Here is a 22876-nt window from a genome sequence, read left to right as displayed (position 1 = left end):
ATGCGCATCGCCTCGGCCATCAAGAGGTCGTCCTGCTCCTGCTGCCACTTTGCTTCGGCTTCGGCCTTCGCTTGCGCCTCCGCCTGGGCCTTGGCAAGCGCATCCATTGCCGCATCGGGCAGCGGCACGTTGTGGCCCGCGAACATGACATCGCCCGCGCGCGAGCTCTGGCCGTCGCTCCACTGGAGCTCCGAGGTTCCGAAGACGACATTGCCGTTGTTCAGCGCGGGCTCGCCTTCGCGCTGGAGGCCGATCGCGGCGACCCCCGCGTCCTCCAGCGACCGGAACTCGCCCTCCTCCTGGCGGCCGTTGCCGTTCACGTCCTGGAAGAGCGCGAGGCGCTCCCAGTCAGCGTCTTCGTCCGTGATCCTGCCGTCGCCATCCGTGTCGAAGGCGACCAGCCCTTCGAGGTCCGTGCGGGCCCCGGGCTGGTAGCCGACGAAGCTCACCTCCCGCTCCAGGTCGGCGCGCCCGTCCTCGTTCGCATCGAAGTCCAGCACCGCATCCGAAGGTGCCGCCCAGCCGATGCGCTCGCGCCAGCCGTCGCCGTTGACGTCCGCGAAGATGCTCGAATCGTCCGGGTGGATCAGGTCCAGGCCGTCGTTGTCCAGATCGAGCACGATCGGGCAGGCGCCGCCGAGCGTGTTGTAGATGCTGGAGACGGCGGCGCTGCGCTGCAGCTCGCTCATCTCGCTCCAGCTGGACAGGCCGATGATGCTGTTCATCAGGGCCACGGCATCGGCGGCGGGCTGGGTTCGGGCCTGAGCCAGTGCCTGCTCGTGGGTAAAGACCTCGCCTTCTGCGGCGCCTGCCGGCGAGGCGACAAGCGCAAGCTGCGCCGCCTGCCCTTCGTGGTCCACGCCGACGACCGCGCCGTCGCGGACATCCACGAGGCTCACCCCCTCGTTGCCGCCGGCGACCACCATCGCAACAGGCTGCCCCTGGGCATCCACCAGCACCCGCGTGCCATCGGACAGAGAATGGAGCGACACGTCGTCGCCGTAGCGCTCGCCCACGATCGCGGCCCACGAGGTCGCGCGTGTTTGGTGCGATTGCAGCTCGGCGGCCAGCGGCGGTCCCCAGCCACTCCTGCGCGGCCAGGGCTCCGGGTTCATCGTCAGCGCCGATGGCGTCATCCTGACGAACGCCCACGTGGTGCAAGGCGCCTCCGACGTCACCGTCAAGCTCACGGATCGCCGCGAGTTCCCCGCCAAGGTGCCGGGGTCCGATCCGAAGACCGACGTGGCGGTGCCCAGGGGCGATCGCTGCCGGACGACAGCTTCGTGCCCTTCATCCAGACCGATGTCGCCGTCAATCCCGGAAACTCCGGCGCCCCCCTGCACAACGCGCGCGGCGAGGTGGCGGGCATCAATTCGCAGATCTACAGCCGCAGCGGCGGCTACCAGGGCGCGTTCTTCCCGATCCCCATCGACCTTGTCGCCGGGGTCGTAGCTCGGCCCCCTGGGTACGGCCCCGGAGAGCAGGACACCCTCCAGCTCCAGGCGGAAGTCGCAGTGGAGGCGGCTCGCCGCATGCTTCAGGATGACGAAGGAAAGCACCTCGGACGATGTCGAGTCGCGCCGGTGCGCGCGGACCTGTCCCAGGCGTCGGCGGCCCGTTGCCCGTGGCGTAGGAGCCCTCCCACCCTGGAATCCGAGCGATGCCGATGAGCTGCGCAACGGGCCGTCCTTTAGCGTCGCCCGAGCCTGCGGCGTCCTCGCGGGGCAACTGCCGATGACACCCATTCACACCCGACATCCCCCGCGCGCTTGCAGGTGCCAGCCTGTGCGAAGGCAGCATGGGGGTGTTCGTTTCGTCGAGCGCTTGCCATGGCGTCCAGGGCCGGCGCTTCACGCCGCCCGGCGGCATTTGCTGGCCATCGGGCCATGTCGCCCCGACAGCTCTATCTCGTGAGCCGCAAGGCGCTCACGGCATGGGTCGACGACTATGCGCCCAGCATGGGCGCGGCCATCTCCTACTACACCATCTTCTCGCTCGCTCCCCTGCTGGTGATCGTCGTCGCCCTCGCCGGCCTGCTCTTCGGACGCGATGAGGCCCAGGCGCGGATCGTTCAGGAGACGGCGGCCCTGGTGGGGCGCGAAGGCGCGTCGGTCGTCGAGGCGCTGCTCGCATCGGCGAGCCGCCCGGAAAGAGGACTCGTCGCCGGCACCATCAGCGCCGTGGTGCTGCTCGTCGGTGCCACCACGGTCTTTGCCGAACTCCAGACCTCCCTGGACCGGATCTGGCACGTGCCAGCGCGCGAGAAGCCCAAGGGCGTGTGGGCGATCCTGCGCGCGCGACTGCTCTCCTTCGGGCTGATCCTGGGACTGTCGTTCCTGATGATCGTCTCGCTGAGCGTCAGCGCGGCCCTTGCCGCGTTCGGCACCTGGTACGGCAGCCTGTTCGGCGAGTCGGTCGGACTGCTGCAGGCACTCAACGCCCTCGTCTCGATCGCGGTGTTCACGTTGATGTTCGCGCTGATCTTCAAGCTCATGCCGAGCACGCCCATCGCCTGGGAAGACGTCTGGATCGGCGCCCTCGCCACCGCCTTGCTCTTCGATGGTGGAAAGCTGCTGGTCGGGCTCTACCTCGGCAAGAGCGGTGTGGGCGAGTCGTTCGCGGCCGCGGGCTCGCTCGTGGTTCTCATCGCGTGGGTCTACTACGCGGTGCAGATCTTTCTTCTCGGCGCCGAGTTCACCAAGGCCTTCGCCGATGAGCGCCGCAGCCGCCGCGAGGTGCCCGCGACGCCGTCGCCGGATCGATGATGGCCGTGCGCTCCCACGTCTCCAAGGCCCCGCACTTGGCAGGCCGAATCCACCATGCGAATCGGCGGCGTCGGAGTGGTCCTACCGACTCTGCCGCGCTCATCCGAGTGCGCTCCGAGCCCTCGCCGGCAGGATGGGGGATTGAACACTCCCATGGCCTGCCTGATGGCCACCACGCCGAAATGAACGCGACCGCCAACGCAACACCGGACGCGACGCACTCGGACGCGCTCGTCATCTTCGGCTTCACCGGTGACCTGGCCGGCAAGAAAGTCTTCCCCGCGCTCTACGCGATGGTGAAGAAGGGGGCGTTGACGGTTCCCGTCATCGGCGTCGCGGCTTCGGCCCTGGACACCGAAGCGGTCCGGCAGCGTGTGCGGGAGAGCCTCCAACGCGAAGGCGGCATCGACGACAACGCGGCCTTCGAGCGCCTGCTTTCCCTCCTGCAGTACGTCAGCGGCGACTACCGGAGTGCCGAGACCTTCGCCGCGCTGCGGACCGCGCTGGCAGGCGCGCGGCGCCCGGCACACTACCTCGCGATTCCGCCGAACCTGTTCGCCACCGTGATCCAGAACCTGGGCGCCGCCGGCCTCGCCAGGAACGCGCGCGTCATCGTCGAAAAGCCGTTCGGCCGCGACCTCGCCTCCGCGATCGAGCTCGACGCGGTCGCCCGCTCGGTGTTCGCCGAGTCGTCGATCTTTCGCATCGATCACTTCCTCGGCAAGGAGGCGATCATGAACATCCTCTACTTCCGCTTCGCCAATTCATTCCTGGAGCCGATCCTCAACCGCGACCATGTCGCGAGCGTGCAGATCACGCTGGCCGAGGACTTCGGCATCGGCGAGCGGGGCAGCTTCTATGAAGGCGCGGGCTGCCTGCGCGACGTCGTCGAGAACCACCTCTTCCAGATCGTCGCGCTGCTGGCCATGGAACCTCCCGCCGGTCAAAGCTATGCGGCCGTGCACAGCGCGAAGGCCAGCGTCTTTCGCGCGATGCGTCCGCTGGCACCGGACGACCTGGTGCGCGGCCAATACGAGGGCTATCGCCGCGAGAAGAACGTGGCCGCCGATTCCGACGTCGAGACCTTCTGCGCGCTGCGCCTGTTCATCGATTCCTGGCGCTGGGCCGGCGTGCCGTGGTACCTGCGTTCCGGCAAGAAGCTTCCGACGAACGCGACCGAGGTCCTGGTGCAATGGCGCGCGCCGCCGCAGAAACTCTTCGACGACGCGAGCCCGGCGCAGGGCCGCGCGAACTACTTGCGGTTCGCGCTTCACCCGGTCGCGGCGATCGCGCTGGCCGCGCGCGTCAAGCGCGCCGGCCATGAATTCGTCGGCGACCAGCGCGAGCTCTACCTCTGCGAAAACGCGCTGGGCGACGATTCGCCCTACGAAAGGCTGCTCGGCGACGCCATGGCAGGCGATGGCGCGCTCTTCACCAGCCAGGACGCGGTCGAGGCCGCATGGACCGCCGTCGAGCCGGTGCTCGCGCAGCACCATCGCGCGCTCCCCTATGCACCGGGCACCTGGGGACCGCGAGAGACCGACTCGCTCGTCGCGCCGCCCGAAGGCTGGCACAACCCCGAGCCGGAGAACGGCTGCGCCCCGCCCGCCGCGTGACCCTGCTGGCCCGCGGCGTCGGCCCCCCGCGCGACTTCGATCCGGTCAGGCTTGCGCGGCGTAGCTGAGCTGCCCGTCCACGATGCGCGCCGGCGAAGTGAAGGGATGGACGGTGCTGTGCGCGGCATCCAGGATGTGGATGACCTCCACGCCGCGACAGCGCAACACATCGGCGATGAGCGAACGGTGGCAGCGCCACCAGAGCAGCTCCGCGCACATCAGCGTGGTCGGCTGCAGCGCCGCGAACGCGAGCAACTCGTGGAGGCCCGCGGCGAACTCGCTGCTGGCCAGGTGGTCGGCGTAGCCCCGAAACGAGGCATTGCGCCAGCCTGTGTTCGGCGAATCGGGCCGCACCCGGCGACGGCCGCCCAGCTGCGGCAGCCATCGGTAGCCGATGCCATGCGCGGGCAATGTCTGCTCCAGCGCATCGCGCGCGAACTGCGGATGGCGCCGCGATCCGGGGAAGCGCCGCACGTCGGCCACGGCCCGGACGCCGTAGCCATCCAGCAGCGCCAGGAACTCTTCGAGGGTATGCGTCGAGTGGCCGATGGTCCAGATGGTGCTCAAGCCGGTGCCCGCTGCCATGGCTCAATCGATCCTGTGCAGGGCCGCGCCCTTGTGGAGCGCGACGTGATCGGTCTTGTCGCTCTGGATCTCGTACTGCGGATCGCTCGGCGTGCAGCGATGGATGTGGCCCTTGTAGTCGGTGTCACGGGTGTGCACCTTGACGATGCGGCCCGTCACGCGGCCCGCCTCGGAATTCCAGCGCACGTGGTCGCCGACCTTGAATTCATGCACCATGCGCGGCCTCTACGGAAGGGAGGGACCCCGGAAATGACCGGCGCGCTCGGCCAGATGGACCATCTGGGCGGCCGCGTGAATCGTCAGCGGGTGCGGCGTGAATCCCGGTCTCGGAGAGATGTAGTCCGCCATCTCGCGCACCAGGTCGAGCTGGCGCTCGGTGGCCTGGGACAGCAGCGCTATCAACACGTTCTCCAACGCGATCACCCGCACCTGGAGCTGCACGAGCTCGGCATTGCTCAACTGCGGCACTGCCGAGCTGTCGTTCGCACGAACCGGCGCTTCCTGCGGCCCGTCCGGTCCGGCACCACCTTCGTTGTCCCATCTGGACAGGGCGCGTTCGCGAAGTTCCGCGCGCTTCGCTGGACCGCGCTTGGTGTCAGGCATGGGACGCTCCCGGTGGGTGTGGACGAACGTGCCAAGGTATGGCATCGCTCACCGGATTGTCAACGAGGTCGCCGTCATGCGCGGCCAAGGCGAGGCAAGGAGGGCCGTGCCGCGCCCCTTCATGCAAACCGAGACGGCGCAAAGGGGGCGATCTCGATGTCAGCGCGCTCGCCGGCAATGATCTGCGCAATCACGCGGCCCATCACCGGCCCCGCGCTCATCCCGAAGTGCGAATTGCCGAAAGCGAAATAGGCGTTCTCGAAGCTCGGCGCCCTGCCGAGCACCGGCAAGCCGTCAGGCAGCGTCGGGCGATCGCCGGCCCAGCGTGTGACCTGTGCCAACTTCAGGCCCGGAAACATTCGCCGCGCCTGCTTCTCCAGCAGCGCCGTGCGCTTCCAGTTGGGTGGCGCGTCGATGCCCGCATATTCGACTGTTCCAGCCAGGCGAAGACCCACGTTCATCGGCGCGGCGGCAAACTTGGCGTCGAGGTGCGTCACCGGGATGCGCGGCATCTCGCCAGGGTCGGCGATGGTGATGTGGTAGCCGCGCTCGGCCTCCACCGGCAGCGCGGTGCCGAGCATGGCGCTCAAGGTGCCCGCCGCGGCGCCCGCCGCGACCAGCACCCGTTCGACCGGCCTTGCCCGACCATCAACGAGGACAGCCTGCACCCGTCCGGCGTGCGTCAGAAAGCCGGTGACCTTGCCGCGCACAACAACGGCGCCATGGCGTTGCGCCTCGCCGGCCATCAGTTGCACCAGTTGATGGGGATTGCGGGTCCGGCCGTTGTCGGGCAGCAGCATGCCGCTCCTGAAGATCGGCGCCAAGGTCGGCTCGGCTTCGCGGATCTCGTCCGCATCCAGCAATTCCGTCCTGACGCCGGCCGCCTCGCGCATGAACTGGGTCAACACGGAGCCCTGCGCCGCATGCGGTCGCTCGGACACATAGAGCTGGCCACAGCGTTCGATCAGCGCCGCCGCCGGGGTGTCTCGCGTCAACGTGTCGTAGGCTTCGAAGGTGCTGCCGTGCAGTTCGCGCATGGCGCGCGACGTCTTGAGGGCGGCCTCGGTGCGACTGCCGCGCGCCAGCGCCAGCAGCCAGGGTGCCACCTTGAAGAAATGGCCGGGCCTCACCACCAGCGGCCCCTCGGCATCCAGCAGCCAACCCGGCACCTGCCGCAGCACACCCGGGATGGTGTAGGGCACGACCGCGCCGGGACTGATGTTGCCGGCATTTCCGAAACTCGCGCCTTCGCCGATACCGCCCGCATCGACCAAGGTGACGGCGAATCCCGCACGCTGCAGCCACAGCGCCGACGCGACGCCCACAATGCCGGCGCCGATGATCGTGACCTGTGCCGCGCTCACGACCTGCTCACTCCGCCTTGATGTTGCGGTCATGAATGATCTTGCCGAACTTGTCCGCCTCGCCGCGGATGAACTTCCCCACCTCGGCGGGCGTCTTCGTCGACTCGGGCTCGACTCCCAGCTTGATCATCTGCGCGCGCAGCTCCGGGGTGGCGAGAACCTCGCGGATCGCCGTGTTGAGCCGCGCCACGATGTCCGGCGGCGTTCCGGCCGGAGCCTGGACCGTTTCCCAGGTCACCAGATCGAAGCCCGGTACGCCGGACTCGGCAATCGTCGGGATGTCCGGCATGACAGCGGAGCGCTTGCCGCTGGAGACGGCGAGCGCCCTCACCTTTCCTTCCCTGGCCAGGTTCACCGCCGAGCCGATGCCCGGCAGCATCATGGTCACCTGGCCGCCCATCACATCGACCAGCGCCGGCGCGCTGCCCTTGTACGGCACGTGCACCATGTCGGTCCCCGTCATCGAAAGAAGCAGCTCCGAGGCCAGATGCGCCGCGCTGCCGGCGCCGAAGCTGGCGTAGGTCAATTTGCCCGGCTGTGCCTTGGCCAGGGCGATCAGTTCCCTGACCGATTTCACCGGGACTTCGTTGTTGGTGACCAGCAGCAAGGGTACGGTGTCCACCAGCGCAACGGCGCTGAAGTCCTTGTAGATGTCGAAGTTGAGCTTCTGCAGGGCCGGGTTGATGGCGAATGATGCCGAGGTGAATAGCAGGGTATAGCCGTCTGCCGGCCGGTTGCGCACATACTGGGTTGCGACGATGGTGTTGGCCCCCGCCCTGTTGTCCACCACGATCGGCTGTCCCAGCTTTGCGCCGAGCGCGGTTGCGAGCAATCGCGCCACCGCGTCGGAGCCGCCGCCGGGGGCAAAGCCCACAACCAGCGTGATCGGTCGATGGGGAAAGGGTTGTGCTTGTGCCTGCGCGCAAGTGGCGCCGAACAGGGCGCCGATGACGAGACCCAACACTGCAAGGGAACGACGCAGCGTGGTCGCGATCGTGGCCGCCGGCATCCGCGCGCGCCTGTTCTTTTCAGTCAATTTCATCTTCGTATGCCTTCGGGCTGATAAGGAGCTATTGGGCCTCCACAGGCCCAATCCATGAGGGAGTGACGCATCGTAGGCCGGCCCCTGGCATGGAACAAATCGAGATCGTGACGCAGCTCATGTTCAAATGTTATGTATGAAACCGACGTTGAACTTGAGGCAGGTCGAGGCGTTCTATTCCGTGATGAGAACGGGCACTGTCGTGGCGGCAGCCCGACTCATGAACGTGACCCAGCCTGCGGTCAGCCGGGCTCTCGGTCTCCTGGAACTACGCATCGGCTACCAGCTCTTCGAGCGGCGGGGCCGGCGGCTGGTAGCAACACCCGAGGGTGACCTGCTCTATCGCGAGATCGAACCCATCTACGGCAGCCTGGATCGAATCGCGCAAGTGGCGCAGGACATCGGTTTCCAGCGTGCCGGCGCGCTTCGCATCGGGACCCTGCCCTCAATGTCGCAGGGCGTGGTGCCGCGCGCGATCGCCCGGTTCCTGTCCTCGCGTCCCAAGGTGTCCGTGTTCGTGCAAAGCCTGCCGTCGCGGCAGATCGCCGAACTGGTCTCCACCCGTCAGTTCGATGTGGGGGTCGTCGAGTTGCCGCTCTCCCGGCCTGCCATCGCCATCGAGCCGCTGGAGCCGGCGCCGTCGATGGCCGTGATCCCGGCGGGCCACCGTCTGGCGAAGAAGCGGGAGATCTCGCTGAAGGACCTGGCCGGTGAGCGCATGGTCCTGTTGTCGCATCATGGCTTCCTGCGCTACCAGATCGATGATGCCTTTTCGAAGCTGGGCGTGGCCGCGCATGTGGTGCTGGAGACGCCCAATGCATTGATCGCGTGCGCGCTTGCCGCCGCCGGGGTCGGCATCACGCTGGTGTCTCGCTGGTCCGCGGAGTCTTTCGCCGGTCCCCTGGTGGTCGTACGCCCCGTCAGGGAAGAACTCACCTCCCGCTGCGCGCTGATCTTCCCGGAACCCGGAGCGCGCCTCGCGCTCGCCGAGGCGTTCGCCAAGGACCTCAGAGACGAGATTCGCAGGGGCAAGGGAGTCAGGCCCGGCGGCACTCAGCCCACCGCTGCGTGACGATGGTGATGTTCGATGACGCGCGCCCGACGCCTACGATTTCGCAAGCGCATACGCGATGACGTAGTCGCCGGCCTTCGTGTGCGTCGAGCCATGGCCACCCGCCACCACAAGAAGGTACTGGCGGCCGTCCGTCCCGCTGTAGGTCATGGGCGTGGCCTGGCCGCCGGCGGGAAGGCGGGCCTGCCAGAGCTGCTTGCCGTCGGTGACGTCGTAGCCGCGCACGTAGTCGTCGAGCGTGCCCGAGAGGAAGGCCACGCCGCCGGCCGTCATGATCGGCCCGCCCAGGTTCGGCACACCCATCCTGAAGGGCAGCGGCACCGGCGCAAGATCGCGCACCGTGCCGTTGCGATGCTTCCACACGAGCTTGCCCTTCGCGAGATCGGCGCCGGCGACGTAGCCCCACGGCGGCGCCGTGCAGGGCAGGCCCAGCGGCGACACGAAGGGCCCGAGCTTGATGGCGAAGGGAGCGCCGAAGTTCTCGTTGAGCGCAGGCAGCGCGCCCTTCGGAGGCCCGTCGGACTGCACCATCAGCGCCGTGTCGTTCGGCCGGGGCACCAGCGTCGACACGAATGCGAGGTAGGTCGGCGTGGTGAACGCGACCTGGCGGATGGGGTCCACCGCCACGCCGCCCCAGTTGAAGACGCCGAAGTTCCCGGGATAGATCAGCGAGCCCCCGGTCGAAGGCGGCGTGAAGCGGCCTTCGTAGCGCAAGCGACGGAAGGCGATGCGGCAGGCCAGCTCGTCGAACATCGTGGCCCCCCACATGTCACGCCCGCGCAGCTTCGGCGGATCGAAGGACAGCGCCGTCTTCGGCTGCGTGGGCGCGGTGTGGTCGCCCCGCGCGGCGCCCTGGGGTGCGGCCTCTTCGGTCACCGCGTTGATCGGCGTGCCGGTGCGGCGGTCGAGCACGAAGAGTTCGCCCTGCTTGGTCGGCTGCACGAGCGCGGGAACCTGGGCGCCGTCGATCGTGAGGTCGACCAGGCTGGGCTGGGACGGGACGTCGTAGTCCCACAGGTCGTGATGCACGGTCTGGAACACCCAGCGCACCTTGCCGCTGGCCAGGTCCAAGGCCACGACGGCGGACGAATATTTCTCCACCGCAGCGCTGCGCTGGCCGCCCCACTGGTCGGGCGGCTGATTGCCCATGGGCACATAGACCATGCCCAGCGCCTCATCGACGCTGGAGATGGACCAGCTGTTGGGCGAGTTCACCGTGTAGGTCTGCCCCGGGGCAGTGGGCGCGGTCGCGTCCGGGTTGCCGGAGTCCCAGTTCCACACCAGGGCCCCCGTATCCACGTCGAAAGCGCGGATCACACCCGATTGCTCCTTGGTGGAAACGTTGTCCAGCACCGTGCCCCCGACGATGACCAGCCTGGACGTCACGACCACGGGCGAGGTCGAATAGTAGGAGCCCGGCATCCGGTTGGGCATATGGGCCCAGAGGTCGATCTGGCCCTTGCCGTCACCGAAGCTGCTGCACAGCGCACCGCTTCGCGGATCGAGCGCGATGAGCCGACCGTCCGCCGTGGGCATGAAGAGCTTGCCGCTGCCGCAGTCTGCCGTGAGCGTCCCTGGCGCGGCGGCCGGCTTCTCCTGCGCGGGTGCCGCGCCGCCCGCCCGGGGCGGCTGGTAGGACAGTCCGCGGCAGGTGAGATGCTGCAGCGCGAGCTCGCCCTGGATCTTGGGGTCGTATCGCCACAGCTCGGCACCGGAGGTGGCATCCAGCGCGATCACGGACTGGTGCGGAGTGCACAGGTAGAGCCGGCTGCCGATCTTCAATGGCGTGACCTCGTCGGTCGTCTCCTCAGGGTCGCCCGGCTGCCCGCGAAGATCGCCCGTGCGGAACTGCCAGGCCACTTCGAGCCGGCCGACGTTGCTCGGCGTGATCTGGGCCAGGGGAGAAAAGCGCTGGCCGTAGCCGCTTCGACCGTAGGCCTGCCACTCGCCCGCAGGCACGCCGGCGGTGTCCTGCGAAACGGAAGTCGAGGGCTGCCCGGCCTGGGGCAGCGCACCGGCCACCTCGTGGGTGTCCCGCGTCCACGACGCGGCCGCGACCCCCATGGAAGCCAGCAGCGCCAGCGTCAGCGCGAGCCCCGGGCCGCGCCGCCAGGCGCCCGCGCGGCTCCCGTTGCCGGCCGCTTCGACCAGGGCGCGGGCCACCCACGGGCTGACCAGCACCAGGCCCAGGACGAACAGAACGTCGATGCGCGCGGCCAAGGCCCACCAGTCCAGCCCCACTTCCCACAGCGCCCACGCCAGGGAGCCGGCCAGCAGCAGCGCATAGACGCCATAGGCCGCCCGCGAGCGACGCATCAGCAGGCCGGCCGTCAACGCCATCAGCACACCCGCCACCACGTAGTACGCCGAGCCGCCGATCACCACCAGCCAGATCCCCGCCCCCACCAGCGCCAGGCCCAGAAGCAGCAGGACGACGCCGATCGCGGCGGGAAACCAGAAGCGGGCAACGCGTTGCATGAGGGACCCCTATAAAGAAGAACCAAGGCTACGTCGAGACCCGCCGCGGCGGGTAGGCTTTCTGCTTCATCGCGTGTCTGACGGCATCGCAGGCGGCCTTGTCCTACCCGCTCTGACGGACTCGGGGTTGTTCAGGACGTCCTTCCGGAAGGCACACTTTCCAGCCCCCTCTGGACTCGCAAGACCGCGGCATGGGGCTCAGACGTCGCCATGACATGAACAAGATCCGAATCCGTGCAAGTACCCTGGCCTGGACGCTCGCGCTGATCCTCGCAGCCATCTTCCTGGTGCTCAGCTTCAGCAGCGGCGAGAAGAAGCTCGACGAACAGGTGCGCCGGCAATATGCGCTGCACGATGCACAGTACCAACGCGCGCTCGGCGTGCTGCTCGGGCCGCCCATCACCGAGGGGAATCGCTTCGAGGCGCTCTACAACGGCGACCGGATATTTCCTCCCATGCTGGCCGCCATCCGGGGCGCGGAGCGCAGCATCACCTTCGAGACCTACATCTATTGGGCCGGGGACATCGGGCGTGCGTTTGCCGATGCGCTGGCCGAGCGGTCGCGGGCCGGCGTCAAGGTGCACGTGCTCCTGGACTGGCTGGGCAGCGCGAAGGTCGATGCGGCACTGGTGAAGGAGATGGAGGACGCGGGCGTTCAGATCCGCAAGTTCCACAAGCCTGCCTGGTATGACATCACCCGCATGAACAACCGCACCCACCGCAAGCTCCTGATCGTCGATGGTCGAACCGGCTTCACGGGTGGCGTCGGCATCGCTCCCCCCTGGACCGGCAATGCCCAGGACCCAGTCCATTGGCGCGATTCGCACTTCAAGGTCGAAGGACCCGTCGTCGCCCAGATGCAGGCGGTGTTCATGGACAACTGGATCAAGGTGACAGGCGATGTGCTGCACGGAGATCGCTACTTTCCGGCCATTGCCCGAATGGGCGACGGCCGCGCTCAGATGTTCAGCAGCTCTCCCTCCGGGGGGAGCGAAAGCATGCACCTGATGTACCTGCTCTCGATCGCCGCGGCGACGAAGAGCATCGATCTTTCCAGCGCCTACTTCGTCCCCGACGACCTGACCGTCGCCGCGCTCGTCGCCGCCATGAAGCGCGGGGTGCGGCTGCGCATCATCGCCCCGGGGCCGATCATCGATTCGCAAACCGTGCGCGGGGCCTCGCGGGCGGCGTGGGGCCCGCTGCTCGCCGCCGGCGCGGAGATCAGCGAGTACCAGCCCACCATGTTCCACTGCAAGGTCTTCACGGTGGACGGTCTGTTGGTGTCCGTCGGCTCGACCAACTTCGACAACCGTTCCTTCCGCCTCAACGATGAGGCGAACCTCAACATCTATGACGAAGCATTCGCCGCGATGCAAACGACGCAGTTCGAAGCCGACCTGAAACAGTCCAGGCGCATCACGCTCCAAGCGTGGCGCGAGCGGCCCTTGTCGGAAAAGGCCATGGAGCACGTGGCGTCGCTGTTGTCCGCGCAGCTCTGAGCGGCGGCGCTCATCCCGCCGCGGCCAGCCGAAGCAGAACGGAGCCGTACGAGACCACGATGGTGAAAATCACGGCGGCCTTCAGCCAGCGCGGTATGGAGCCATCGGTCCGGAAGGAGTCGTCATCGTCGTCTTGCATGCGGGGATTCTCGGAACTGCTCTCTCCCGCGGGTATGTCTTTTGACATCCCGTCGCACCGGGGCGGCCGGGGATGCGGACTAAGTCACGGCGATGCGTCGTTCAGCAGGCGGTGGGCATCCCGCGCACCCGGCACCTCCTACATCCGAGTGCGCGCTGTGCCGACGGGGTGCATGCAAGGCAGCGTCTAAACACATCTCCGATGGCCCCGATGCTCTCCCCAGTGACCGATCCCACGCTCCAGCACCTGCGACATCTGCATGGGGAGTTGCTCTCGATCGCGCACCTGGTCGACGCCGGCATCGACCGGCTTCCCCTGCCCGGTTCCGGCGCCACGCTCGAGCGCTGGCGCGTCTTGTCGGAGGTGGCAGCGCATGACCTCTCGCTCGTCAAGCTGTTCGAGGGCCACACGGACGCGCTCGCGATCCGCCGGGAACTCGGCGCCGCGAGCGCCCCGCCCCGTTCGCGCTGGGGCACCTGGTGTGCCGAGCCACCCGATGCAAGGGTCACGCTGGAAGCGCTCGCCCCAGGCGGCCCCGCCCATGGAGGTGTCCGACTGCACGGCACCAAGGCCTGGTGCTCGGGCGCCCGCGGCGTCACGCATGCGGTCGTCAGCGGCTGGAACGAAGCCGGCGATCCCTGCCTCGCCGAAGTCGCGATCGACCAGCCCTCGGTGAGGGTCACCGACGATGGCTGGCATGCCGTCGGCATGGCGGCCAGCGGCAGCGTGGATGTGCGCTTCGACGGCGCCGAGGCGCGGCCGATCGGCCGCCCCGGCGACTACACGCAGCGGCCCGGCTTCTGGCAGGGAGGCGCCGGAATCGCGGCATGCTGGTTTGGCGGGGCACTCGGCATCGCACGCCTGGCGCGCGCGTTCTGCGGCCCCAAGCCCGACGCCCACCGGCTCGCGCATCTGGGTGCGATCGATGGCGCGCTGTCCGCCGGCGCCGCCGTCCTGCGCGAAAGCGCCGCATGGATCGACGCCCATCCCCGCGACGATGCGCGGCCGATCGCGCTGCGCGCGCGCCTCGTGGTCGAAGACGCGGCCCACGCCCTCATCGCGCATGCCTGCCGCGCCACGGGAGCGGGGCCGCTGTGCCGCGATGCGCGCTTCGCACGGGCCGTGGCCGACCTGCCCGTCTTCATGCGCCAGAGCCATGCCGAGCGCGATCTTGCGGCGCTGGGCGAAATCGTCCTCGATGCGGAGACGACACCATGGACGTTGTAGAAAAGGAAGACGACCGCGCCATCCGCGGCGAGGGCACGACGGAGGCCGAATGGCATGCATGGACCGGCCTGCACCGGATGCAGGCGACCACCGCGCAGGCCCTGGTGCCCGACGGAGCGCGCGCCGTGGTCGTCGCGCCGCATCCCGACGACGAGGTGCTCGCGGTCGGTGGCCTCCTGGCGCAACTGGCGCGGCGTGGAACCGCCGTGCGGGTGATCCTGGTCACGGATGGCACCGCCAGCCACCGGGGCTCCCGCGACTGGCCCGCGCACCGGCTGGGCCGCGAACGTCCGCGCGAAAGCCGCGATGCCCTGCGTCGATTGGGCGTCGACGCCGAGCCGCTGCGGCTGGGCCTGCCTGACGGAGGCCTGCAGGGCCTCGAATCCCTGTTGGCGGCCCGTCTTGCGCCGCTGCTCGAACGCGATGACGTGGTCTTCACCACCTGGCGCCGCGACGGCCATCCCGACCACGAAGCCACCGGTCACGCCTGCGCGTTCGCCGCCGCTCGCGTCGGCCCGAGGCTGGTCGAGGTGCCGGTGTGGGCCTGGCACTGGGCCGCGCCGGGCGACCCGAGGATTCCGTGGGCACGGGCCCGATGCCTGGCGCTCGATCCCGACGCGAGCCGCCGCAAGCGCGACGCGGTGCAGGCATTCGCCAGCCAGCTCCAGCCCGACCCCTCGACGGGCCGGCCACCCATCCTGCGCGCGACGACGGTCGAGCGAAGCGCGCGACCCTTCGAGGTGCTGCTCGCATGAATGCTCCCGATGGCCGAACCGGCGACACCGAGGCCTATTTCCACCGCCTCTACGGCGCCACCGAAGACCCCTACGGCCTGCGCGATCGCTGGTACGAAGAGCGCAAGCGCGCCTTGATCCTGGCCTCGCTCCCGCGCCGGCGCTACCCGCGGGCCTTCGAGCCCGGCTGCGGTGCCGGCGAATTCACCGTGGCGCTCGCCGGCCGTTGCGACAGCGTGCACGCGAGCGATCGCTCGGCCCGCGCGGTCGAGATCACCCGCCGGCGCACCGCCGGACTCGGCAACGTGCACGTCGAACGGCAAGACCTGCCGGCCGACTGGCCGCCCGAGCGCGCGGCATTCGACCTGATCGTGCTCGGCGAGCTCTGCTACTTCCTCTCGCTGGACGCGATGCGCGAGCTGGCGCGCCGCTGCGAGCGTTCGCTCGACGAAGGCGGCACCCTGATCGCCTGCGACTGGCGTGCCGACTTCGCCGAACGCAGCCTGGCCACCGACGAAGTGCACGCGCAACTGGCCGCGCTGGGCCTCGCGCGGCTGGCGCGTCACGAGGAGGACGACTTCCTGCTCCAGGTATGGTCACGCGACGGTCGCTCGGTGGCGCAGCACGAGGGCATCCGCTGAGAATCCAGCGCCATCGGCGTGCCGGTCGCCACGATGCGGCCGCCCTCGGCGCCCGCGCCCGGACCGACGTCGATGACCCAGTCGCTGGCAGCGATCACGCGCAGCTCGTGCTCCACCACGATGACGGTGTTGCCCGCGTCGACCAGCCCGTCGAGTTGCGCCATCAACTTGTCGACGTCCGCGGGATGCAGGCCGGTGGTCGGCTCGTCGAGGACGTAGAGCGTGTCGCCGCGCTGCGCCCGCTGCAGCTCGGTGGCGAGCTTGATGCGCTGCGCCTCCCCGCCGGACAGTTCGGTCGCGGGCTGGCCGAGCCGCAGGTAGCCCAGCCCGATGGCCTGCAGCAGCGCCAGCGGCCGTTCGATCGCCGGCTGGTCGGCGAAGAAGGCGCCGGCCTCGGCCACCGTCATGCCCAGCACTTCGGCGATCGTCCTGTCGCGCCAGGTGACCGCCAGCGTCGCCGCGTTGTAGCGCGCGCCATGGCAGGTCGGCCAAGGCGCATAGACGCTGGGCATGAACAGCAGCTCGACGCTGACGAAGCCCGCGCCTTCGCAGGTCGCGCAGCGGCCCTTGGCGACCATTGAACGAGAAGCGCCCGGCATCGTAGCGGCGCGAGCGCGCGGCCCTGGTGGCTGCGAACAGCTTGCGCACCTGATCGAAGAGCCCGGTGTAGGTCGCCAGATTGGAGCGCGGCGTGCGCCCGATCGGCTTCTGGTCCACGCGCACCAGGCGCCGGATGCCGTCCACGCCGCCGACCAGGCGGCCGGCCGTGGCATCGGGAAGGGGCGCGCCCAGCGCGTCCTCGTCTTCGTCCTCCGGCGGCGGCGGCTCGTGCCCGAGCGCCGCGGATACGAGGTCGATCAGCGCCTGGCTCACCAGGCTCGAATTGCCCGAGCCGGAGACGCCCGTGACGGCGGTGAACACGCCGGTCGGAAAGGCCGCATCGACGCGATGGAGGTTGTTGCGCGTCACGCCCTCGAGCGTCAGCCAGCCGCGCGGCGCGCGCGGCGCGCGCCTCGGCGGCGCCGGCTCCGAGAAGAGATAGCGCGCGGTGTGCGACTCCTTCACGCCGCGCAGGCCGGCCGGCGGGCCGCTGTAGAGCACGCGGCCGCCCTGCTCCCCGGCGCCGGGTCCGACCTCGACCAGCCAGTCGGCGTGGCGCATCAGCTCCAGGTCGTGCTCGACCACGAACAGCGAATTGCCCGCGCGCCGCAGCTGGTCGAGCGCCACCCGCAGCGCTTCGCCATCGGCCGGATGCAGCCCCGCTGTGGGCTCGTCCAGCACGTACACCACGCCGAAGAGATTGGAGCGGATCTGCGTGGCCAGCCGCCGCCGCTGCAGTTCGCCGGGCGAGAGGGTCGGCGTGCTGCGGTCCAGCGAGAGGTAGCCCAGCCCAAGCTGCTGCAGCGTGGCGATGCGCGCGCGCACGTCGTGGGCGATGCGCTGCGCCGCGATGCGCTTTTCCTCCGACAGGTTGGGCGTGCGCCGCACGTCGGGCGCGGCCTGGTGGGCGGCACCGCCGGCCGCGACGCGGCGTTCGGTCTCCTTGCGCGCGGCGGCGCGACTCCACGCCTGTTGCCCCATCTGCTGCGTCAGCGCGCCGGCCGCCGCAGGCGCCAGCACCTCGGCCAGCCGGCTGAGCGGCATCCGCGAGATCTCGCCGATGTCATGGCCCGCGAACGTGACCGCCAGCGCCTCGCGCTTGAGCCGCTTGCCGTAGCAGGCCGGACAGAGGCTGCCCACCATGAAGCGCGCCACGCGCTTCTTCATCAGCGCGCTGTGCGTGGTGGCGAAGGTGTGCAGCACATACTTGCGCGCGCCCATGAAGGTGCCCTGGTAGCTCGGCTCCATCTTGCCGCGCAGCGCGGCGCGGGTCTCGGCGGGCGTGAGACCGGCATAGACGGGGACGGTGGGCTGCTCCTCCGTGAAGAGGATCCAGTCGCGCAGCTTGCGCGGCAGCGCGCGCCAGGGCTTGTCGACGTCATGGCCCAGCGTCACCAGGATGTCGCGCAGGTTCTGCCCATGCCAGGCCGGCGGCCAGGCGGCGATGGCACGCTCGCGGATGCTCAGCGAATCGTCGGGCACCATCGATCGCTCGGTCACCTCGTACACGCGCCCGAGGCCGTGGCAGACGGGGCATGCGCCCTGCGGCGTGTTGGGCGAGAAATCCTCCGCATAGAGCATCGGCTGCCGCGCCGGATAACTGCCGGCGCGCGAGTACAGCATGCGCAGCAGGCTCGACAGCGTGGTGAGGCTGCCCACCGAGGAACGCGCGCCCGGCGTGCCGCGCGGCTGCTGCAGCGCGACGGCCGGCGGCAGGCCCTCGATGGCATCGACCGCCGGCACGCCGACCTGGTCGATCAGCCGGCGCGCATAGGGCGCCACCGATTCGAAATAGCGCCGCTGCGCTTCGGCATAGAGCGTGCCGAAGGCCAGCGAGGACTTGCCCGAACCCGAGATGCCGCTGAACACCACCAGCGCATCGCGCGGGATGTCGACGTCGACGTTCTTCAGGTTGTGCTCGCGCGCGCCGCGCACGCGCACGAAGCCGTCGCCTGGATGCCTGGAATCCTTCACTTCCGCTCGCAACCGCTGCCAGAGCGTCTAGTGCATGAAGAGGGCCAGGAGAATGATGATGGGGATCGGCACACCCAGGAAGAGCAGCAGCAGTGAGCGCATGGGGGTTCTCCAGTTGGTGATTCAAGGATCTCAAAGATCGCGCCGGCGCCCGCCATAGGTGGCAGCCAGGCTCGCGACAAAGGCGCCGATGAGCAGCGAGACGAACATCCACATCGCCGCATAGGCCGAGGCCTTGCGCGCCTTGTCGGCGGCGTCTCGCGCGCTCGCCTCGGCCTCGCGCAGCGTGGCCTGCGTCTTGGCGTAGGTGTCGGTCACGCGCTTCTCCGCGTCCTGCTGGCTCAGGCCCGAGCGTTGCGCCACGGTCTGGCCCAGGTAGCGCACGTCTTCCGGCGGCAGATTGCCCGTGCGAATGCTGTTGGCGAAGATGCGCGTCGCCTCGGCTGCCGGCACGGGTGCCGCGCCGGTCGTGGCGGCGGCGGCAGGGGCCGCATCGCCGGCGGGTGCCGGCGCGACGGCCGCGTTCGTGTCCTTGCGGAACAGCGAGTCCACGAAATAGCCCATCGGCCCTGCCGCGCCCATCGGGCCGCCATCGGCCGATGCGGCAGCGCCCATCCCGGCGCCGGCGCCGGCCGCCACCGTGGCGGCGCCTCCGACCAGCGAAGCGCCCGCCTGCGCGCCGCCGCTCACGATGGCCCCGATCGTCGAGCCCAGCAGCGCGGCCGTCGCGAGCGAAGCGATGGCCCAGGCGAGAAAGCCGTGGGCGGTATCGCGGAAGTACACCTCGTCGGTGTGCAGCGCCGACCATCGCGTGCGAAGCCGGCCGGCGAGATAGCCGCCCATGCCGGATGCCGCGAGCTGCGTGAAGGTGAGCCAGAGGATGGTCGAGACACCGAACGCCGTCGCGCTGGCGCCCCTGCCTGCCCAGGGCGAGACGGAAGACAGCCCGAGGCCGGTACCCAGGATCAGCAGGATCAGGGACAACGCCGCCGCGGCGACCCCACCGGCCAGGATCGCGCCCCATGAGACACCGCTGCCCGAAGGCCGCGCGTCGCCGGCGAGGTCGCGGCGCGCCGCAAATTCTTCATTGGCCAAGAGATCCTGGGTCGCAATCGTTGCCATGTCCGATCCTTGTAGTGATGTGGCGGCGAGGATGCTTGATCGGAGGTGAACGAAAGTGGGCCGAAGGCCAGCGCTGTCGTAGGAGGCCGGCTGTTCGCGGGGCTCGCTGTGTGAAAAGACATGCTGCGACGCCCCACGCCCGCGCACGCCTACAAGTCCAGTGCCGCACTGCTGACCCGGCCGCGCCACCGGAGCCCTCAGCCTTGCCGGCCTGCCCACGAAAGAACCCATGCTCGGCATCGTCATACCCGCCCACAACGAAGAATGCGTCATTCACGATTGCGTTCGCGCCGCGGTCGCCGGCGCGAACCATCCCGCGCTCGACGGCGAGCATGTCGAGATCCTGGTCGTCCTCGACAGTTGCACCGACGCCACCGAAAGCAGGGCCCTCGCGGCCGGCGCGAACCGGGTCCGCGTTCAAGCGCGCAACGTGGGCATCGCACGCGCCGTCGGAGCCGAACATCTTCTCGCCAAGGGCGCGCGATGGCTCGCCTTCACGGATGCGGATACCCTGGTCTCCCCTTCGTGGCTGGTCGACCAGCTCGCCTTGCGGGCGGACGCGGTCTGCGGTTGCGTGACCGTGGACGATTGGTCGCCCCATGGCATCCATGCGGACATGCTGCATGCGCATTTCCGGGAAACCTATACGGACCGGGACGGCCACCGGCACATCCACGGGGCCAACCTCGGCGTCTCCGCCGCCGCCTATCGGCGCGCCGGCGGATTCCAACACCTCGCGTGCAGCGAAGACGAAGCGCTGGTCAAGGCGCTGGAACGCACCGGCGCGCGCATCGCCTGGAGTGCCGGCCCGCGCGTGGTGACCAGCGCGCGTCGCGACGCGCGCGCCAAGGGCGGCTTCGCCGATGCGCTGTTGCACGCGATGCGGGCCCGGCTGGCGTCATTGCCCGATCACGCCCGCCCCTGCGCCAACGTGAATCCCTCCTTCGCGATCCCTCCCCTGCACTGAACCTCACCAAGGAAAACCATGTCCACCCCCAAGCCGCCGCCCGCGCCAAAACCCGCAGCCCCTGTCGCCGCCGCATCCGCCGCGCGCAACACCGACAGCGGCGCCGCCCATCTTCCGCCGGGCCACCCGGCCGACGCCCTTGCGCTCAAGGCCGCGCACGTCGAAGAGCTGGCGGCCCTGATGCCGTACAACCTCAACAAGTCCCTGGAGCACGGCCACGACAATGCGCTCAGGCCGCCCATCGGCCTGAGCGTCGAGCCGCCTTCGCCCGCCGCCACGGCGAGCACGCTGTCGGAAGAGGTCGGTTCCGCCAAGGTGGGAAGCATGGCCGCGCCGGGCATCAACGCGAGCATCGAATCGCTGGACCGGGTCCGCGTCGACGCGGCGGGGCAGCCGCTCACGACGAACCAGGGCGTGGCCATTGCCGACAACCAGAACTCGCTGAAGGCGGGCCTGCGCGGCCCGGCGCTGCTCGAAGACTTCATCCTTCGCGAGAAGATCACGCACTTCGACCACGAGCGCATCCCCGAGCGCATCGTGCATGCGCGAGGCTCCGCCGCGCACGGCTTCTTCGAGTGCTATGACGCCATCCCGCAGTTCACCAAGGCAGCGCCCTTCCGGGAGGCCGGCAAGATCACGCCCGTGTTCGCGCGCTTCTCCACCGTGGCCGGCGAACGCGGCTCCAAGGACACCGCCCGCGACGTGCGCGGCTTTGCCGTCAAGTTCTACACCGACGAGGGCAACTGGGACCTGGTGGGCAACAACATGCCGGTGTTCTTCATCCAGGACGCGATCAAGTTTCCGGACCTGGTGCATGCCGTCAAGCCGGAGCCGCACCACCAGATGCCGCAGGCGGCGAGCGCGCACGACACCTTCTGGGACTTCGTGTCGCTCATGCCCGAGTCGACCCACATGCTGATGTGGCAGATGTCGGACCGCGCGATTCCGCGCAGCTACCGGATGATGCAGGGCTTCGGCGTGCACACCTTCCGGCTCGTCAACGAAGCCGGCCAATCGGTGTTCTGCAAGTTCCACTGGAGTCCGGTGCTCGGCACCCATTCGCTCGTGTGGGACGAGGCGGTCAAGATCTCCGGCGCGGACCCCGACTACCACCGCCGCGACCTGTGGGAAGCCATCGAGGCCGGCGCGTTCCCCGAATGGGAACTCGCGCTGCAGATCTTCACCGAGGAACAGGCCGAGGCCTTCAGCTTCGATGTGCTGGACGCGACCAAGATCGTGCCCGAGGAGCTGGTGCCGCTCACGCCCGTGGGCCGCATGGTGCTCAACCGCAACCCGGACAACTTCTTCGCCGAGACCGAACAGGTGGCGTTCTGCACGGCGCACGTGGTGCCGGGCATCGACTTCAGCAACGATCCGCTGCTGGCGGGGCGCATCCATTCCTACGTCGACACGCAGATCACCCGGCTCGGCGGACCGAATTTTCACGAGCTGCCGATCAATGCGCCGCTCGCGCAGGTTCACAACAACCAGCGCGACGGCATGCATCGCCAGGCGATCCACCGCGGCCGTGTCGCCTATGAGCCGAACTCGCTGGGCGGGGGCTGTCCGTTCCAGGCGGGTGCCTCGGCCGGCTTCGTGACCTTTCCGCAGAAGGTCGAGCAGGACAAGGTGCGCGGCAAGCCCGAGAAGTTCGCCGATCACTACACGCAGGCGACCTTGTTCTTCGAGAGCCAGACGCCCGCCGAGCAAGCCCACATCGCCGCAGCCTTCCGGTTCGAACTCTCCAAGTGCACGGTGCCCGCGATCCGCGAACGCATGGTGGCAGGCCTGATCAACGCCTCGCCCGCCCTCGCGCAGAAGGTGGCGGAAGGGCTGGGCATGGCGCTGCCCGGCGCATTGCCCAGAGCCCTGGCCGTGCCCGCCAGGCCCGAGGTCACGCGGTCGCCTTCGCTCTCGCTCATGGCGCGCCCCGGCGACGGATCGATCCGCACGCGCAAGGTGGCGCTGCTGGTGGCCGACGGCATCGACGGCACGGCGCTGGCCGCGGTGCAGGCGGCGCTGCTCGATGCGGATGCCGTCGGACGGCTGGTCGGCCCGCGCATCGGGCCCTTCAAGACGGCGCAGGGAGAAGGAATGGAGGCCGACGCCTCGATGGAGAACGAGCCGGGCTTCCTGTTCGATGGACTGGTGCTGCCGGACGGCGAGGCGGGCGTGGCGCTGCTGGCCGGCGACGGCCATACGGCCGAGTTCATCAAGGACCACTTCCGGCACGGCAAGGCCATCCTGGCACGCGGCGCGGCGCAGTCGCTGCTGGTCGACAACAAGATACCGGAGACGCTGCCCTCGGGCGACGCGGACCCCGGCATCGTGCGGGGGGATGCATCGGCGGCGCGCAGCGCGATCGACGCCTTCCTGGCCGCACTCGCGAAGCACCGGCATCCCGAGCGCGAGACCGATCCGCCACGCGTGTGATCCGGAGGCCGCAGG

At 69.2% G+C, this 22876-nt stretch carries 19 protein-coding genes and 2 pseudogenes; 10 read left to right on the top strand and 11 right to left on the bottom strand.

Annotated elements, in window-relative coordinates; all coding sequences use genetic code 11:
- Nucleotides 1–1115 (bottom strand): EF-hand domain-containing protein (locus AC1DNF_RS14920; RefSeq protein ID WP_478149380.1); only part of this gene is annotated, 1115 nt, incomplete at its 3' end.
- Between AC1DNF_RS14920 and AC1DNF_RS14915 the strand changes: the two are divergent.
- A pseudogene (locus AC1DNF_RS14915) lies at nucleotides 1078–1448 on the top strand (trypsin-like peptidase domain-containing protein); the annotation flags it as partial. The gene AC1DNF_RS14920 and the pseudogene AC1DNF_RS14915 overlap by 38 nt on opposite strands.
- A gap of 33 nt (nucleotides 1449–1481) precedes the next feature.
- Here the strand turns inward: AC1DNF_RS14915 and AC1DNF_RS14910 are convergent.
- A pseudogene (locus AC1DNF_RS14910) lies at nucleotides 1482–1745 on the bottom strand (hypothetical protein); the annotation flags it as partial.
- A 141-nt stretch (nucleotides 1746–1886) separates the two neighbouring features.
- Between AC1DNF_RS14910 and AC1DNF_RS14905 the strand changes: the two are divergent.
- Together AC1DNF_RS14905 and zwf are read left to right on the top strand one after the other, a co-directional pair.
- Entirely contained in the window at nucleotides 1887–2765 is an 879-nt protein-coding gene (locus AC1DNF_RS14905) for a YihY/virulence factor BrkB family protein (RefSeq protein ID WP_478149379.1), read from the top strand.
- A gap of 182 nt (nucleotides 2766–2947) precedes the next feature.
- Complete coding sequence (gene zwf, locus AC1DNF_RS14900; RefSeq protein WP_478149378.1) at nucleotides 2948–4381, top strand: glucose-6-phosphate dehydrogenase; 1434 nt, start codon at nucleotides 2948–2950, stop codon at nucleotides 4379–4381.
- 45 nt (nucleotides 4382–4426) lie between these two features.
- Here zwf and AC1DNF_RS14895 read toward each other — a convergent pair whose 3' ends face one another.
- The 5 genes from AC1DNF_RS14895 to AC1DNF_RS14875 form a co-directional block, all read right to left on the bottom strand.
- A complete protein-coding gene (locus tag AC1DNF_RS14895; protein ID WP_478149377.1) occupies nucleotides 4427–4966 on the bottom strand; it encodes a DUF488 domain-containing protein in 540 nt (179 codons plus the stop codon).
- Between the two features lie 3 nt (nucleotides 4967–4969).
- Nucleotides 4970–5182 carry a hypervirulence associated TUDOR domain-containing protein gene (locus AC1DNF_RS14890; protein ID WP_478149376.1) on the bottom strand — a complete coding sequence of 71 codons (213 nt, stop codon included), beginning with the start codon at nucleotides 5180–5182 and terminating at the stop codon, nucleotides 4970–4972.
- A gap of 9 nt (nucleotides 5183–5191) precedes the next feature.
- Nucleotides 5192–5569 (bottom strand): hypothetical protein, encoded by a 378-nt coding sequence (locus AC1DNF_RS14885; protein WP_478149375.1) that lies wholly within the window; start codon nucleotides 5567–5569, stop codon nucleotides 5192–5194.
- Nucleotides 5570–5688: 119 nt separating this feature from the next.
- Nucleotides 5689–6966, bottom strand: a complete 1278-nt coding sequence (locus AC1DNF_RS14880; protein WP_478149374.1) for an NAD(P)/FAD-dependent oxidoreductase — start codon at nucleotides 6964–6966, stop codon at nucleotides 5689–5691.
- Nucleotides 6941–7975 carry a tripartite tricarboxylate transporter substrate binding protein gene (locus tag AC1DNF_RS14875; protein ID WP_478149373.1) on the bottom strand — a complete coding sequence of 345 codons (1035 nt, stop codon included), beginning with the start codon at nucleotides 7973–7975 and terminating at the stop codon, nucleotides 6941–6943. The genes AC1DNF_RS14880 and AC1DNF_RS14875 overlap by 26 nt, the downstream gene beginning before the upstream one ends.
- Nucleotides 7976–8102: 127 nt before the next feature.
- Here AC1DNF_RS14875 and AC1DNF_RS14870 point away from each other — a divergent pair, with 127 nt between their 5' ends.
- The gene (locus AC1DNF_RS14870) at nucleotides 8103–9047 is read left to right on the top strand and encodes a LysR family transcriptional regulator (RefSeq protein WP_478149372.1); all 945 of its coding nucleotides are present in this window, start codon (nucleotides 8103–8105) and stop codon (nucleotides 9045–9047) included.
- Nucleotides 9048–9080: 33 nt separating this feature from the next.
- Here AC1DNF_RS14870 and AC1DNF_RS14865 read toward each other — a convergent pair whose 3' ends face one another.
- The gene (locus AC1DNF_RS14865) at nucleotides 9081–11525 is read right to left on the bottom strand and encodes a membrane-bound PQQ-dependent dehydrogenase, glucose/quinate/shikimate family (protein WP_478149371.1); all 2445 of its coding nucleotides are present in this window, start codon (nucleotides 11523–11525) and stop codon (nucleotides 9081–9083) included.
- A 215-nt stretch (nucleotides 11526–11740) separates the two neighbouring features.
- Between AC1DNF_RS14865 and AC1DNF_RS14860 the strand changes: the two genes are divergently transcribed.
- Complete coding sequence (locus AC1DNF_RS14860; RefSeq protein WP_478149370.1) at nucleotides 11741–13024, top strand: phospholipase D-like domain-containing protein; 1284 nt, start codon at nucleotides 11741–11743, stop codon at nucleotides 13022–13024.
- Between the two features lie 10 nt (nucleotides 13025–13034).
- Here the strand turns inward: AC1DNF_RS14860 and AC1DNF_RS14855 are convergent, their stop codons facing one another.
- Complete coding sequence (locus tag AC1DNF_RS14855) at nucleotides 13035–13163, bottom strand: hypothetical protein (protein WP_478149369.1); 129 nt, start codon at nucleotides 13161–13163, stop codon at nucleotides 13035–13037.
- Between the two features lie 210 nt (nucleotides 13164–13373).
- Here AC1DNF_RS14855 and AC1DNF_RS14850 point away from each other — a divergent pair, with 210 nt between their 5' ends.
- From AC1DNF_RS14850 to AC1DNF_RS14840, 3 genes are read left to right on the top strand one after another with little or no spacing between them, the layout of a single operon-like run.
- On the top strand, nucleotides 13374–14390 hold the full coding sequence (locus tag AC1DNF_RS14850) for an acyl-CoA dehydrogenase family protein (RefSeq protein ID WP_478149368.1): 1017 nt from the start codon (nucleotides 13374–13376) through the stop codon (nucleotides 14388–14390).
- Nucleotides 14378–15145, top strand: coding sequence for a PIG-L deacetylase family protein (locus AC1DNF_RS14845; protein ID WP_478149367.1), 768 nt, complete (start codon nucleotides 14378–14380; stop codon nucleotides 15143–15145). The genes AC1DNF_RS14850 and AC1DNF_RS14845 overlap by 13 nt, the downstream gene beginning before the upstream one ends.
- Nucleotides 15142–15765: a class I SAM-dependent methyltransferase gene (locus AC1DNF_RS14840; protein ID WP_478149366.1), complete on the top strand. Its 624-nt coding sequence runs from the start codon at nucleotides 15142–15144 to the stop codon at nucleotides 15763–15765. Before AC1DNF_RS14845 ends, AC1DNF_RS14840 begins: the two co-directional genes overlap by 4 nt.
- Here the strand turns inward: AC1DNF_RS14840 and AC1DNF_RS14835 are convergent.
- Nucleotides 15721–18339, bottom strand: a complete 2619-nt coding sequence (locus AC1DNF_RS14835) for an excinuclease ABC subunit UvrA (protein WP_478149365.1) — start codon at nucleotides 18337–18339, stop codon at nucleotides 15721–15723. The two genes, AC1DNF_RS14840 and AC1DNF_RS14835, sit on opposite strands and share 45 nt — an antisense overlap.
- Before the next feature lie 132 nt (nucleotides 18340–18471).
- A complete protein-coding gene (locus AC1DNF_RS14830) occupies nucleotides 18472–19461 on the bottom strand; it encodes a hypothetical protein (protein WP_478149364.1) in 990 nt (329 codons plus the stop codon).
- A 229-nt stretch (nucleotides 19462–19690) separates the two neighbouring features.
- On the opposite strand from AC1DNF_RS14830, the gene AC1DNF_RS14825 reads away from it, so the two are divergent.
- A complete protein-coding gene (locus AC1DNF_RS14825) occupies nucleotides 19691–20428 on the top strand; it encodes a glycosyltransferase family 2 protein (RefSeq protein WP_478149363.1) in 738 nt (245 codons plus the stop codon).
- A gap of 18 nt (nucleotides 20429–20446) precedes the next feature.
- A complete protein-coding gene (locus tag AC1DNF_RS14820; protein WP_478149362.1) occupies nucleotides 20447–22861 on the top strand; it encodes a catalase in 2415 nt (804 codons plus the stop codon).
- The last annotated feature ends 15 nt before the right edge of the window (nucleotides 22862–22876 follow it).

It is taken from the genome of Variovorax sp. 01T432, assembly GCF_056398605.1.
The sequence above is the reverse complement of the archived record's forward strand: the minus strand, read 5'-3'. Positions and strand labels throughout refer to the sequence as shown.